Source organism: Proteus sp. FME41 (assembly GCF_014897315.1).
Lineage (GTDB): Bacteria > Pseudomonadota > Gammaproteobacteria > Enterobacterales > Enterobacteriaceae > Proteus.
On the sequence record NZ_JABUYL010000012.1, the window covers coordinates 68,025 to 82,049 of the forward strand.

The 14,025-nt window shown below is 37.1% G+C and carries 12 protein-coding genes; 7 read left to right on the top strand and 5 right to left on the bottom strand.

Annotated elements, in window-relative coordinates:
* Nucleotides 1–60: 60 nt before the first annotated feature.
* The 4 genes from INT04_RS12240 to INT04_RS12255 form a co-directional block, all read right to left on the bottom strand.
* A complete protein-coding gene (locus INT04_RS12240; protein WP_193016410.1) occupies nucleotides 61–996 on the bottom strand; it encodes a phosphatidate cytidylyltransferase in 936 nt (311 codons plus the stop codon).
* On the bottom strand, nucleotides 983–1,708 hold the full coding sequence (locus tag INT04_RS12245; RefSeq protein WP_193016411.1) for a lysophospholipid acyltransferase family protein: 726 nt from the start codon (nucleotides 1,706–1,708) through the stop codon (nucleotides 983–985). Before INT04_RS12245 ends, INT04_RS12240 begins: the two co-directional genes overlap by 14 nt.
* A gap of 3 nt (nucleotides 1,709–1,711) precedes the next feature.
* The gene (locus INT04_RS12250) at nucleotides 1,712–2,374 is read right to left on the bottom strand and encodes a CDP-alcohol phosphatidyltransferase family protein (RefSeq protein WP_193016412.1); all 663 of its coding nucleotides are present in this window, start codon (nucleotides 2,372–2,374) and stop codon (nucleotides 1,712–1,714) included.
* Nucleotides 2,375–3,321: 947 nt separating this feature from the next.
* On the bottom strand, nucleotides 3,322–3,957 hold the full coding sequence (locus tag INT04_RS12255) for a response regulator transcription factor (protein ID WP_193016413.1): 636 nt from the start codon (nucleotides 3,955–3,957) through the stop codon (nucleotides 3,322–3,324).
* 467 nt (nucleotides 3,958–4,424) lie between these two features.
* Here INT04_RS12255 and INT04_RS12260 point away from each other — a divergent pair, with 467 nt between their 5' ends.
* Nucleotides 4,425–5,420 carry a LacI family DNA-binding transcriptional regulator gene (locus tag INT04_RS12260; RefSeq protein WP_193016414.1) on the top strand — a complete coding sequence of 332 codons (996 nt, stop codon included), beginning with the start codon at nucleotides 4,425–4,427 and terminating at the stop codon, nucleotides 5,418–5,420.
* A 62-nt stretch (nucleotides 5,421–5,482) separates the two neighbouring features.
* Here the strand turns inward: INT04_RS12260 and INT04_RS12265 are convergent, their stop codons facing one another.
* Nucleotides 5,483–6,955, bottom strand: coding sequence for a glycoside hydrolase family 32 protein (locus INT04_RS12265; protein WP_193016415.1), 1,473 nt, complete (start codon nucleotides 6,953–6,955; stop codon nucleotides 5,483–5,485).
* A 272-nt stretch (nucleotides 6,956–7,227) separates the two neighbouring features.
* On the opposite strand from INT04_RS12265, the gene INT04_RS12270 reads away from it, so the two are divergent.
* The 6 genes from INT04_RS12270 to INT04_RS12295 all read left to right on the top strand — a co-directional run bounded on the left by INT04_RS12270 (nucleotide 7,228) and on the right by INT04_RS12295 (nucleotide 13,987).
* Nucleotides 7,228–8,175, top strand: a complete 948-nt coding sequence (locus INT04_RS12270) for an aminoimidazole riboside kinase (RefSeq protein WP_193016416.1) — start codon at nucleotides 7,228–7,230, stop codon at nucleotides 8,173–8,175.
* A 236-nt stretch (nucleotides 8,176–8,411) separates the two neighbouring features.
* Nucleotides 8,412–9,323 carry an EamA family transporter RarD gene (rarD, locus tag INT04_RS12275; RefSeq protein ID WP_193016417.1) on the top strand — a complete coding sequence of 304 codons (912 nt, stop codon included), beginning with the start codon at nucleotides 8,412–8,414 and terminating at the stop codon, nucleotides 9,321–9,323.
* A gap of 122 nt (nucleotides 9,324–9,445) precedes the next feature.
* Nucleotides 9,446–10,633, top strand: coding sequence for a formate-dependent phosphoribosylglycinamide formyltransferase (gene purT, locus INT04_RS12280; protein WP_193016418.1), 1,188 nt, complete (start codon nucleotides 9,446–9,448; stop codon nucleotides 10,631–10,633).
* A 218-nt stretch (nucleotides 10,634–10,851) separates the two neighbouring features.
* Nucleotides 10,852–12,735 (top strand): molecular chaperone HtpG, encoded by a 1,884-nt coding sequence (gene htpG, locus INT04_RS12285; RefSeq protein WP_193016419.1) that lies wholly within the window; start codon nucleotides 10,852–10,854, stop codon nucleotides 12,733–12,735.
* 181 nt (nucleotides 12,736–12,916) lie between these two features.
* Nucleotides 12,917–13,561 (top strand): adenylate kinase, encoded by a 645-nt coding sequence (gene adk, locus INT04_RS12290; protein WP_193016420.1) that lies wholly within the window; start codon nucleotides 12,917–12,919, stop codon nucleotides 13,559–13,561.
* Between the two features lie 138 nt (nucleotides 13,562–13,699).
* Nucleotides 13,700–13,987, top strand: coding sequence for a DUF2645 family protein (locus INT04_RS12295; RefSeq protein WP_193016421.1), 288 nt, complete (start codon nucleotides 13,700–13,702; stop codon nucleotides 13,985–13,987).
* Nucleotides 13,988–14,025: the final 38 nt, after the last annotated feature.

A 14,025-nucleotide genomic window follows, 5' to 3' on the forward strand; every position in this document is an offset into this window, starting at 1 on the left:
TAAATATCGGCATTTTAGTACATAATGAATTAGCTCGTTTTTGACTAAATAAAGTAAAAACTAAACGTAAAAATAACGAATAACGTGAAAGAAAATTGGGGCTGCAAAGCACAGCGAGTCCATTCTATCCATCATTCCACCATGACCTTCTATCATGGTGCCAAAGTCTTTTACACCGCTGTCTCTTTTTATTGCTGACATACATAAACCGCCTGCGAAACCGGCTAGCGTAATAACTAAAGAGAGTAAAAATGCCGCCCACCATGAGAAAGGTGTTGCCCACCATAACATCATGCCAATAAGGCTGGCAGAAATAATGCCACCAAAAAAGCCTTCTACTGTTTTATTGGGGCTTAATTTTGGCACGATAGGATGTTTGCCAAATAATTTACCGAATACATATTGAAGTACGTCAGAAACTTGTACCACAATCATTAAAAAGAGCAGCAAATTGATATTACGGCCTTCAAAACCTTCAATCGGTAACATTAAAAGTGCAGGAGCATAACTTAGGCAATAAATCGCTATCATTACACTCCATTGCACTTTTGCCATACGCTCAAGAAAATGATGAGTATCACCTGAAAGCGCCATACGCGTTGGTATTAATAAGAAGGCGTAAACAGGAATAAAGATAGCCATTAAGTTATACCATTGCACGCCAACAAGGATGTATTGGATAGGCAATATAACAAAGAAACACCAGAAAAGGGCTTCATGATCACCCCGATGTGTTGGTGTTAAGGTAATGAGTTCACGTAAGGCTAGCCATGAAATAATAGTAAACAGTACAACAGAGCCAATCGCCCCAATACCAATTGCAACACCCGCAATAATACACATAACCCACCAAGCATTGATCCTTGAGTTAAGGTTAGTGATCGTTGATGTCGGACCTTTAATCGCCGCAAGAATAGCGCCAATAATGCTGGCAACAATTAAGAAAGAGAAGAGCCCAATAAATATCCAGAGGACTTCATTATTAATACGTTCCATTGTGTAACTCCTCTAACGCGCTTTTTGCTCTTATCAGAAATTCTTGCTTACTTTCATTTTCATGTGTGGAGCCGATGGGGGCACCAAAAATTGCGCTACAAATAACAGGAACCACTAAACGAGAGCCTTTAGGAAGTACACGATTTAAGTTTTCAAGGTAAATAGGGACTAATTGGGCATTCGGATTTTTACGAGAAAGATGCCAAAGGCCAGCTTTAAAATCTTGGATGGATTCACCATTTCCCCGAGTTCCTTCAGGAAAAATAATTAAAGAATCACCTCGGTCTAAAATTTCTTGCATAATATCAAGGGCATTCACTTTATCTGGTGTTGGTGATGATGTTTCATCAACGCGTTGTTCAATGCCTGATCCACCACCAGGATTATTCTCTTCCGAAAAGTTCATTTTCGCTGCATGACGAGGAATAAGGATTGCTCTAAAAATTCGACGAGATAAATAACGGCGTAAGCGATTTTTATTCCAATAGTCTTCCGCAGCGACAGGGTGAACATAAGGGCGCACACTGGGTGAAAGGCAAGACCAAATCACCAAACCATCAAGATGACTAGAGTGGTTTGCGTAATAGATACAGGGTGTATCTTTCGCAATGGGTGACGTTTGTTTTGCCCGAATTCCTGTCAGAAAACGGCAAATAGAAACTAATACGGAGGACACCACTTTTGCATCTAAAGCAAGTTTTCCATTTTTCATTAATCAGACACCTTGTGCTAAATCCCGTAAAATTCGACGGGTTCTGAAAATTGTGGTTAGTGTTGAGCCTAAAATAATAATCCATAATGAAATAAAAAAGAGCCACACTCCCCAAAGGTTAGGAATAAATGCAGCGATAACCGCAATCGATGTCAGTAATGCCATACGATGTTGTTTCGCCATGGGGCCAGTAAAGCGTTGTTCTAAGCCACAGCTTCCGCCTAAAACACGAACATAAGCGGTCATAACGGCAAAGAAAGCACCTATCCATCCCAAGGTTATTGCCATTGGAAAATAGGAAGATAAACCATAACCCACCCCTAAAATGATGAGCGTATCGGCAATTCTGTCCGGTAATTCGTTATAAACAGCGCCGACTGGGCTTTTCATTCCACCTTCAACCGCAACCATACCATCTAACAAGTTACAAATAAGGCGACTCTGGATCATGAACGCACTCAGGATCAGCAAAAATGAGCGTAATAGTCCATCAGAATAAGAAAGGGCAAAAAAGAGCGTTAAGCCTGCAAGTAGTGCGAATATCATGCTAAACACTGAAATTCCATTAGGCGTAGCCCCTTTTTGTTGTAGCCACCGGCTACACTGTGTAGCCCAGTGTGTTTGTCTTGCTTTAATAGGGCGTCGATTTTTATCTTGTTCAGTCATTTTTCTTTGTAATAAAGCGAGTTAGGAGTACATAGCATAAGGCTATTTGCTCAAAGTGAGAATAAGAATAAACGTATAAGTTTGTCTTATATTTTTTTGAATACTAATTTATTTTACTTATTAACGTTCTAATTAGGACATTCAATCAATTAACAATAAATATTTACTTTTCTAGGGGTTAATACCTATTCTGTTGTAGTGTGTTATACTTACGCCAATGAATCATTTAATGATTATCTTTATTGGAAGGTGATTAAGTAGAAATGATAAATAATGTATTACATTAATTAAACTATAAAGAGAATAAAATTCTTAAGTAAAAGGGAGTGTAAAGGGAAATACTTATTATTATTTCTTATTTTACTGTTTAAATAATCGCAATCAAAACATTCAAATTAGAATTTTCTTATAAAAAAAATTTCGCCTAAATCGAAAATCAAAACGCATAAACAGGCTTTAATTTGGCATAAAAAAAAGAGACAATAATTCCTTTTGTATTATTTTTTAGTCATTAATAATTTTCTTCGTAAAATAAGAATAAAGAAAATCGAGATTTAAAAATGAAAGAGAACATCTTTATAAAAAGTAAAAAATGATTTATATCAAATGAAATGCTTCATCTATTCTTATATTGCTATTATTAATAAAAAACAGTCATTATAGTTATTAATAATAGCGATTATGAAAATAAAATAGACAAGTGTATTAAATTGAAATTAAACGAACCCTAATGAAAGGGTGGCATCAAAATAAGTTGCCGCCCCTTCTATCGTAGAATGGAGTCTAACGTATTATTTATTCCCATATTAGGTATAAGTCATCCAAAATAGAATATTTTTAGAAGTACAGTTTTCTCTCATTAATAAAAAATAATGAAAATTGAACAGGTCATATTGGTATATGGCTAGATAATACAACCTATTGATAAATAAAAAACATACTGTAAATTAGTTTGCTCTCAAGTCATATTTTCTAAAGAAATCATACTCTTGAACTAATTGTGGTAGTGATCTTATTTTCAATTTCGTATACATGTTTGAGCGATGCACTTCAACAGTACGAGGCGACAGAGAAAGTTTTTCTGCTGCTTCTTTACTCGTATTTCCATCAAGGATCATCTCCATAACCTCTTTTTCTCTATTTGATAACTTACCAAACTTATCTTTTAGAGATATATATGTTCGGAATTGCTCAACTTCACTTTCATAATGAAGGAAGGATTCTGAAACAATATTAAGAAGTTCATTCACATTTAAAGGGCGAGTTAAATATTCAAAAGCCCCTGATTTAAATGCACTACGACAACTCTCAATGGAACTGTCCCCAGAAATAATAATAACAGGGATGATATTCTTCAATTTGTTGAGTTCTTTAATCAGTGCAATTGATGGCGCCGCACTGCTTTTTGTATTAATTATGATGCACTCTTTATGTGCTCCTTTTGTTGAAGAAAAATAGTATTTTAAGAAAGCCTGTTCATTTGAATAGGTTTTCACATTAGCCGCTAAAGAAGAAAGCACGGCTTTAAGTTGAACTTTTGTACTGTCATCTTCAAAAGTGATTAAGTGAATTATTGATTCCATATGTTGCTCCTGGTTTTACTCTGCTCTTACACTAAAAGTGAATGAGTAACGAAATTTGACTAATTTATAAATTTTTTTGTGTAGGGTAACATTCACGTAACGGAGCTATATTTAGAATATATCAAATTAAAAATGATTAATACTTCTGTATTATATTATAGATAAAATATCAGAACTTTGTTTTGTTTCAATATTTGTATTTTATAGATAAGAATAATTTATTTCTATAATGGAGGTTTGAATAACAATTATTAATTGTAACTAAGTTTTTTATCGTAAGTGATTTTAACTATATTGAACTCACTTAATAAGTAAAAAAATAATATATTTAGATGCTTTTAGGCGAGGTAATTAATAGTCGCATTTAGTTACAATACAATTCCCTTTGTGGCTTTTTGACTTTACTTCTTGTAAAATAGCACTTTATTTGTATCTATCCTTTTTAATAAACCAATCGAGCCAATACTATGGCGTCACTGAAAGATGTAGCTCGACTTGCATCCGTTTCTTTGATGACAGTCTCAAGAGCGATTAATAACCCTGAGTTATTAAAACCAGAAACACTGAAACAAGTCCAAAGTGCTATTGATCAACTTAACTATGTTCCAGATTATTCTGCACGAAAAATTCGTGGGCAAGGAACAAAAGTCTCTTCAATTGGCGTTTTGGCAATTGATACTGCAACGACACCCTTTTCGGTCGAAATGATTTTATCTATTGAGCAAACGGCAAGAAAATTCGGTTGGAGCTCATTTGTTGTTAATCTAACGGCACAAGATTGTTATGAAAATGCTATTTGGCAACTTTTAGCTCAACGACCTGACGGTATCATTTATACCACGATGGGATTACGCGAAATTTCAGTGCATGAAAAATTGCATGATAAAAATGTCGTGTTAGCAAATTGCTTGGATAAAGCACATTCTTTTCCGACTTATATTCCTGATGATTATCATGGGCAATATTTTGCAATGAAAAAAGTCATCGAAAAGGGATATCGTCACCCTTTGTGCTTTTACATACCACAAGAGTCAGTTGCTGGGCCAATTCGTCGTAAAGCGGTTGAAGATGCTTGGCAAGAGGCGGGTTTACCATTAACCCATTTACGTCAATATACAATGATGTTTGGAGATGAACATTACCGTGATGTGATTGAAATATTGAAAAAGCATTGTGTTAAGCAAAAAGCAGATTTTGATATTTTGATTTGTGGTAATGACCGAATTGCTTTTTTAGCTTATCAAGTCTTACTTTCAATGGGATTACGCATTCCAGAGCAGGTCGCTGTGTTGGGATACGATAATATGATTGGTACAGGAGAGCTGTTTTATCCACCATTAACAACCGTACAATTGCCACATTATGAATTAGGCAAAGAAGCGACATTGCATATTATTCAAGAAAAAAATCATCGAAATATTGTGCAAGTACCTTGCCAATTAGTGGAACGTGAGTCGCTCTGATGGACTCACGTTTTATCATCACTATTAATTCTGTTATCACGATTAATCAGATGAGTAGGTTTTTAAAAAGTGTTGATACTGTTTAATAGCCAATATTCACCTGATAATAATGTTGCTTCTCCGCTCATGGAGAAAAGGCGTAAGGATCGTGTGTTTTCTTGCGCATAATAGCGACTGCTAAACGTAAATTCACCTTGGTTCACAAAGACTTCAATAGATGAACGATCAATAAAAATACGTAAATTTAATACACACCCCTCAGGTAATGAAATACTTCGAGCACCACTGATATTGTGTTTAGGGTAATGGCGATTAAGCACTAAACGATGTGATTGGTTATCAATAAAGAGTTCTAGCCCTTCACCAAGCCATAAGCCAAATTTTTCGGCAGAGCTGTCTAAAGACCACGTTAAATTGAGTTCAATGGCAGGTGTATTATTTATTAACTCTATAGATTGGTTACTGAGAGTAAGAGGCTGAATTGTTTTTTTTTCTTGGCGTAATGATTCAACTTCTTTTACGGGCACCATACGTAAACGATTTTTGTGTTGTTCATACGTAATTTCACGAGGTAGAGTGAAACAACCAGACCAAAACTCGTCCTTTGATGGCATAGGGGAATTCCACATATCCATCCACCCCATAGATACTCGGCGGCCATCGGGTGTAGCAAATGATTGTGGCGCATAATAGTCATGGCCATTATCAAGTTCAATAAAGTGCCCTTGTGGTTTAAAGGCTTGGTTGGGGGACCATTTGCCGATCAACGCTCCCGCTTGAAAGAGATTGCGATATTGGTATCCTTCAGCACGTTTGCCTTGTGGTGAGAAGACAATGGCAAATTCATTTTCTTGGCTTATAGGGAAGAAATCAGGGCATTCCCACATATAGATATTTTTATCGTCTGTTTTTCCTAAAACGGTGTAATCAGGGCTCCATTGTTGACCATCTTCAAATAACGTCTTACTAGAAAAGAGTAAGACTTGGCCTTGATCTTTCTCATCCCGAGCACCAACAACCATCCACCATTTTCCTTCTTGATACCACACTTTAGGATCACGAAAATGCATATAACCTTTAGGTGGCGGTAAAATGATCCCTTTTTTCTCAAAATGAATACCATCTTCACTTACCGCAATACATTGAGCTTCATATATTTGACTGTCATCACCTTCATCACCTAACCAATTATGCCCCGTATAGATAAGGTAGAGTTTACCTTCATGGCTAACTGCTGATCCTGAAAAGCAGCCACTTTTGTCGTAGTTGTCACCGGGTGCTAACGCAATAGGTTGATGTTGCCAGTGGATCATATCGGTGCTTGTAGCATGACCCCAGTGCATTGGCCCCCAATCTTGGGAATAAGGATGATGCTGATAGAAGGCGTGATATAAGCCATCATGATAAATAAGACCATTAGGATCATTTAACCAACCGGCAGGGGCGGCTAAATGGAATTGGGGGTAAAATTTATGGCCGCGTTTTTCAATCAAGATACTTAAGGCTTTTGTCGATTGTTCTATACGGTGTTTCATATGATTATCCTTATTATATACTCAGCGTTGTTAGGGTGTTTTTTCGTGTTTTGAAAGAATAAAGCACAGTTTTAATCACACAAGCTCCGCTTGTTAACGATAACATTTTAGGTAAAAAAAAGACTTTTTATGAGATTGACTTTATCATGACATCTCATTATGTTAACGTTATCAGTATGGATTTACGAGTGATATCTTCACCTAATCGTTATGAATAGTCATAAAAACAGAATATAGTGAAGAAAAATAATTGCTTATCTTCAGGAGAGATTATGAAAGTCTGGTCTTTAGGTGATGCTGTTGTTGACTTGATCCCATTACAAAACATGCAATATGAAGCATGTGCCGGTGGGGCACCTGTTAATGTTGCAGCAGGAGTGGCTAAGCTTGGTCAACAAAGTGGTTTTATCGGACGTGTGGGTGAAGATGCATTTGGTCATTTTATGCAAAAAACATTGTTTGATTTAGGCGTTGATACTCAAGCTATGGAGTTTGATGAATTTCATCGAACGAGTACTGTTCTTGTCTCTTTACAAGAAAATGGTGAACGTGATTTTACCTTTTTAGTGAATGAATCCGCTGACCAATTTCTAACAGAAAAATCCTTACCCCTATTTGAAAAAGATATCTTACATTTTTGCTCTTTGGCATTAGTGAATCCTATTTGTCGTTCAACGTTAGATTTGGCAATTAAAAATATTAAAGAAACCGATTCATTATTGAGTTTTGATATTAACTTACGTCCTCAAATGTGGCGTGATCATGAAGAAATGCGCGAAATTATTGATGATTATGCGCATAACGCTGACATATTAAAGTTATCAGAAGATGAACTTACCTGGATGACTCAAGAAGTGACATTGAATAATGCACTTAATAAACTTGAAAGTTATCCCGCACGTTTGAAAGTGATCACTCAAGGCTCTAAGGGGTGTTTAGTTTTAACACCCAATACGCAAGTGGCATTCAGTGCCTTTACAGTGGAATGCATTGATACCACTGGGGCAGGAGACGCTTTTATGTCTGGTCTGTTAGCCGCCCTTGCGGAATATGGTTTAGCTGAAGATGAACACTATTTATCAAAAATAGTGACACAAGCGGCTGCATGTGGTGCGTTGGCAACAACTCAAAAAGGGGCAATTGCCGCTGCGCCAAGCCATAAAGAATTACATGATTTTGTTCAGCAACAACCCCCTTTGCATGTTCGGGAGATTTTCTGAACATTCACTCTTTTTTTCTGGTTGTGGTTTTTACCACGGTTTTCTCTTAATGGTATTTTCTTACTCTCCATTTATAATTGGCTTTTCTCGGCGCTGTTATTTATGGAGATTTTTTTATCTCTTCTATTAAATTATTGTATTTTCTAATCAATTAATCATCGATGTTGATCATATTGTTCTCTCTGTTTTAAGCGTATGATATTAAAACTTATCTACTTTTATTTATGGAACATTAAATGTGGGCTCAATCGGGCGCAGTATTAGCCATCTTTTCTTATATTCTTTGGGGAATTACCCCTTTGTTTTATCGGCTTTTACCGGGTGCTCAACCACTAGAAATGTTAGCTCAACGTTTAATTTGGTCTATTCCGCTTTTATTACTAGTACGACTCCTGATCAAAAATAGAACACAATGGCGCGCTGTCCTCCAAGATAAGCGCTCAGTTTTTATGTGCCTGTTTAGCTCAATGGCAATGGCAGTCTCTTGGTGTACTTTTACCTACGCATTAACGCATCAGCAAGTATTAGAGGCGAGTTTGGGATATTTTATTAATCCTCTTTTTTCTATTTTACTGGGGGTGATTTTTCTTAAAGAGATACTTAATCTCGCTGAAAAATGGGCCGTTGCCTTAATTTGCGCGGGGGTAGGGTATCAGTTGTGGATGTATGGCGAATTACCTGTATTGGCCATCATGATGGGAGGAGCATTTGCAGTCTATGGATTAATTCGTAAGTTTATTCGTTTTGATGTCATAACATCGTTGTTTCTGGAAACACTTTGGTTAATGCCGTTAGCAATAGGCGTAACAGTATGGCTCTTTATGACGGATAAAAGTGCGCTCCCTTCTGCTGATAATCTGACACGTTTTTATTATATTCTAACCGCACCTGTTACGATATTGCCGTTATTATTTTTTACCGCCGCAGTAAAACGAACGACACTAACTGTTATCGGGCTAGCACAATATATAGAGCCCACAATTCAATTTTTACTGGCTGTTTTCTTATTCCATGAAGCTTTTGATAAAGTAAAAGGTGTGAGTTTCTCTCTGATTTGGCTAGGGCTTTTGTGTTGTATTATAGCACTTATCCGAAAACGCCTTAATTATCTAAAAATACAAAAAGGAAAGCGCAGTCAAACAGTGTAATCCTTCTATTTGATTATTTTTTTCTCAGACTCTTTGTCTATCAAGTTAAATCCGTTATGCTACTTAAAGCAATCGTTTGCGTGGTGGTGTTTTTCTTAATAATGAGATAGTGAGGGTAAAAAATGACTGTGTTGGGTACGGCTCTGACGGCAAATGCAACAAAAGTGATGTTATTAGGTGCTGGTGAATTGGGCAAAGAAGTCGCGATAGAGTGCCAACGCTTAGGTCTTGAAGTGATTGCGGTCGATCGTTATCCAAATGCACCCGCAATGCATATTGCACATCGCCATTATGTTGTAAATATGCTTGATAGTAATGCATTAAAGCTCATTATTGAACAAGAGCAACCTGATTTTATTGTTCCTGAAATTGAGGCGATAGCAACCTCGTTATTGGTTGAATTAGAACAAAAAGGGCAAAAAGTTGTTCCTTGTGCCCGCGCTGTAAAACTCACCATGGATAGAGAGGGGATCCGCCGTTTAGCTTCAGAAACATTACTTTTACCAACATCAAATTATCAATTTGTTGATGATGAGGTGAGTTTTAAAAAAGCCGCTTTAGACATCGGTTTTCCTTGTATTGTCAAACCTGTTATGAGCTCTTCGGGGAAAGGGCAAAGTGTTATTCGTAGTGAAAATGATTTAGCACATGCTTGGGCCTATTCTCAAGAGGGCGGACGAGCAGGAAAAGGGCGTGTTATTGTTGAAAAGATGATCCCATTTGATTTTGAAATTACCTTACTGACTATTCATGCTGTTGATGGTATCCATTTTTGTGCTCCTATTGGTCACCGCCAAGAAAAAGGAGATTATCGTGAATCATGGCAACCTCAAAAGATGAGTGAGACAGCACTTGCTAAAGCACAACATATTGCGAGTAAAGTCGTTGAAAATTTAGGTGGCTACGGGGTATTTGGTGTCGAATTATTTATTCAAGGTGATGAGGTATTTTTTAATGAAGTGTCTCCTCGTCCTCATGATACGGGATTGGTGACATTAATTTCACAGGATTTATCAGAGTTTTCTCTTCATGTTCGAGCTTTCTTAGGTTACCCCATTGGCGGTATTCGTCAATTAGGCCATTGTGCCTCAGCGGTTATTTTACCCGCGTTACACAGTACAAATATTGTTTATTCAGGCATCGAAAAAGCATTAAAAGCAAATCGCCAGATCCGCCTTTTTGCTAAACCTGAAATTGCAGGCTCTCGTCGATTAGGCGTTGTTCTTGCTTATGCCGATACAATACAACAGGCACTTGATGAGGTAAAAGAAGGCGCTCAAATGATCGTTGTGAGCGACGGTAAGAAGTAATTGATAAATATTCTCTTTGACTGCTAGCTTTTTTATTCGTTTTGATAAATTTAACGGTAAATATTTTTATCCTGATTTGAGTGATTTTTAATCGCGATAAGGCGTCTAATCGTTTTTATTGGCTTAATTTTTTATGCAACCCTTGAAACTTGCTTAACTATCCCCACTTTTTAGTCATATTGATTTTTTTCGCCAAATTAGGATTAATTGAGGTAAAAATGAGCATGAAAGGTCAGGAAACAAGAGGATTTCAGTCAGAAGTTAAACAACTTCTTCAATTAATGATCCATTCTCTTTACTCCAATAAAGAAATTTTCCTTCGCGAATTGATTTCGAACGCATCAGATGCGGCTGATAAATTGCGTTTTCGCGCATTATCAGATGCAGCACTTTATGAAAATAACGGTGAATTGCATGTTCGCATTTCCACTGATAAAGAGAACCGAACTCTGACTATCAGTGATAATGGTATTGGTATGACTCGTGATGAAGTCATTGATAATCTGGGTACTATTGCAAAATCTGGTACAAAATCTTTCTTAGAATCTATCGGACAAGATCAAGCTAAAGATAGCCAATTAATTGGTCAATTTGGTGTCGGTTTCTATTCGGCTTTTATTGTCGCAGATAAAGTGACGGTACGCACGCGTGCCGCAGGTGAAACAGCAGACAAAGGTGTTTTCTGGGAATCTGAAGGCGAAGGCGATTACACTATTGCTGATATCGAAAAGGCCGATCGTGGAACAGAGATCACACTTCATTTACGTGAAGGCGAAGATGAGTATTTAGATGACTGGCGTCTGCGTAGCATTATTAGTAAATATTCTGATCATATTTCCCTGCCTGTTGAGATTGAAACGAAAAATGAAGAAGATGGCACAGTCACGTGGGAAAAAATTAATAAAGCGCAAGCACTTTGGACACGTAATAAAGCCGAGGTGAGCGACGAAGAATATCAAGAATTTTATAAACATATTTCTCATGATTTTGCTGACCCATTAAGTTGGGTACATAACCGTGTTGAAGGTAAACAAGAGTACACAAGCTTGTTATATGTACCTTCAAAAGCACCTTGGGATTTATGGAATCGTGAACAACGCCATGGTTTAAAACTGTATGTACAGCGTGTCTTTATTATGGATGAAGCTGAACAGTTTATGCCTAATTATCTGCGTTTTATTCGTGGGTTAGTGGATTCGAATGATTTACCGTTAAACGTTTCTCGTGAAATTTTGCAAGACAGTTCTGTCACCCGTAACTTACGCAGTGCATTGACTAAGCGTGCATTGCAAATGTTACAAAAATTGGCAGAAAATAAGCCAGAAGAGTATCAAGTATTCTGGAAAGAATTTGGCCTAGCCTTAAAAGAAGGTCCAGCCGAGGACTCATCTAACATTGAAATTATTGCTAAGTTACTTCGTTTTGCATCAACGCATAACGACAGTGATGCTCAAATTGTTTCTCTGGAAGATTATGTCAGCCGCATGGTTGAAGGTCAGGAAAAAATCTATTACATCACCGCTGATAGTTATGCCGCAGCGAAAAATAGCCCTCATTTAGAGCTGTTCCGTAAAAAAGGCATTGAAGTATTACTGCTATCTGATCGCATTGATGAATGGATGATGAATTACCTCACTGAGTTTGATGGCAAATCATTCCAGTCTGTGAGTAAAGCAGATGAGTCTCTTGATAAGCTTGCGGATGAAGAAAAACAAGCTGAACAAGAAGAAACGGATAAACAATTAGCGCCTTTTGTTGAACGCATTAAAACCTTGTTAGGTGATAAAGTGAAAGAGGTGAAATTAACACACCGCTTAACAGATACGCCTGCCATTGTGACAACCAGTGCGGATGAAATGACAACCCAAATGGCAAAATTGTTTGCAGCCGCAGGACAAGAAGTGCCAGAAGTGAAGTATAACTTTGAGCTGAATCCAAACCATCCATTAGTGAAACAAACGGCAGAGCTAACGGATGAAGCATTGTTTGCGGATTGGGTAAACTTATTACTGGATCAAGCATTATTTGCGGAAAGGGGTTCTTTGGAAGATCCAAACCAGTTTATTCGCTTAGTGAATCAACTTTTAGTTCAAAAAGCGTAACTGTTTTCGTTTTCAAACATTTAAACCACGTTTCTCTGTAAAGAGAACGTGGTTTTTTCTTTTTCGATAAAAATAAAATGCAATCGCTACCGTGATTTCTTGAGCGATGACCTCACAAAATGGTATGGTAATGCGTTTTCGAGTTTAAATATAAAAAATTAAATGCAAGGGGATTTACGCGATGCGTATCATTCTGCTAGGCGCTCCAGGCGCTGGTAAAGGCACTCAGGCTCAATTCATTAAAGAAAACTATGGTATCCCACAGATTTCAACTGGTGATATGTTACGTGCTGCGGTAAGCGCAGGTACAGAACTAGGACTGAAAGCAAAAGCGTTGATGGATAATGGTCAGTTAGTGACTGACGAATTAGTGATTGCGTTAGTTAAAGAGCGCATCAAACAAGACGATTGCCGTAATGGTTTCTTGTTGGATGGGTTCCCAAGAACAATTCCACAAGCTGATGCAATGAAAGAAGCAGACATCAATGTGGATTTTGTACTGGAATTCGCGGTACCTGATGACATCATTGTTGATCGTATTATTGGCCGTCGTGTTCACGCACCATCAGGTCGTGTTTATCATGTGAAATTTAATCCACCAAAAGTGGAAAATCGTGATGACGTGACAGGTGAAGAGTTAACAACACGTAAAGATGACCAAGAAGAAACTGTTCGTAAACGCTTGGTTGAGTATCATACTCAAACTGCACCATTAGTTTCTTATTATCAAAATGAAGCTAAAACAAGCAATGCAAAATACTTCAAAGTTGATGGTACACAAAAAGTAAGCGAAATTAATGCTGAATTGAAAAGTATCCTTGGCTAATTTGTCATCGCTATGATTAATCCCGGTTGAGCCGGGATTTTTTTATCTTAATGATGTGCTATTGAGTGTGAGTGTATTGGGAATTTGAAACGCGTATTTACTTCAGATTTGAAGGAAACAACAGGATAGACATTAGATATGAATATTGTATGGACGATATTTTCATTTATATATTTTGTTTTTCTATTGTTTTTGATAAAGATACTTTCAATTTCTGATTATGAATGGATGGTAGGAGAAGGCGATATAAAAAATCTTTGCCAGCTTCCATTAGGCGGACGATATACTATTGAGCCTATTTTAGTGCTTATTCCTGGTATTTTAATGCTCCTTTTAAATAAAAATAAAAAGATAAAATATGTGTATATTGCGATTACAGGAATGTGTCTTTTTTGGTCATTCTTTTTACGATTTAATTGGTGTTAAACATTATCCCAAATATCTAAATCTGCTTTGAAGGTTTG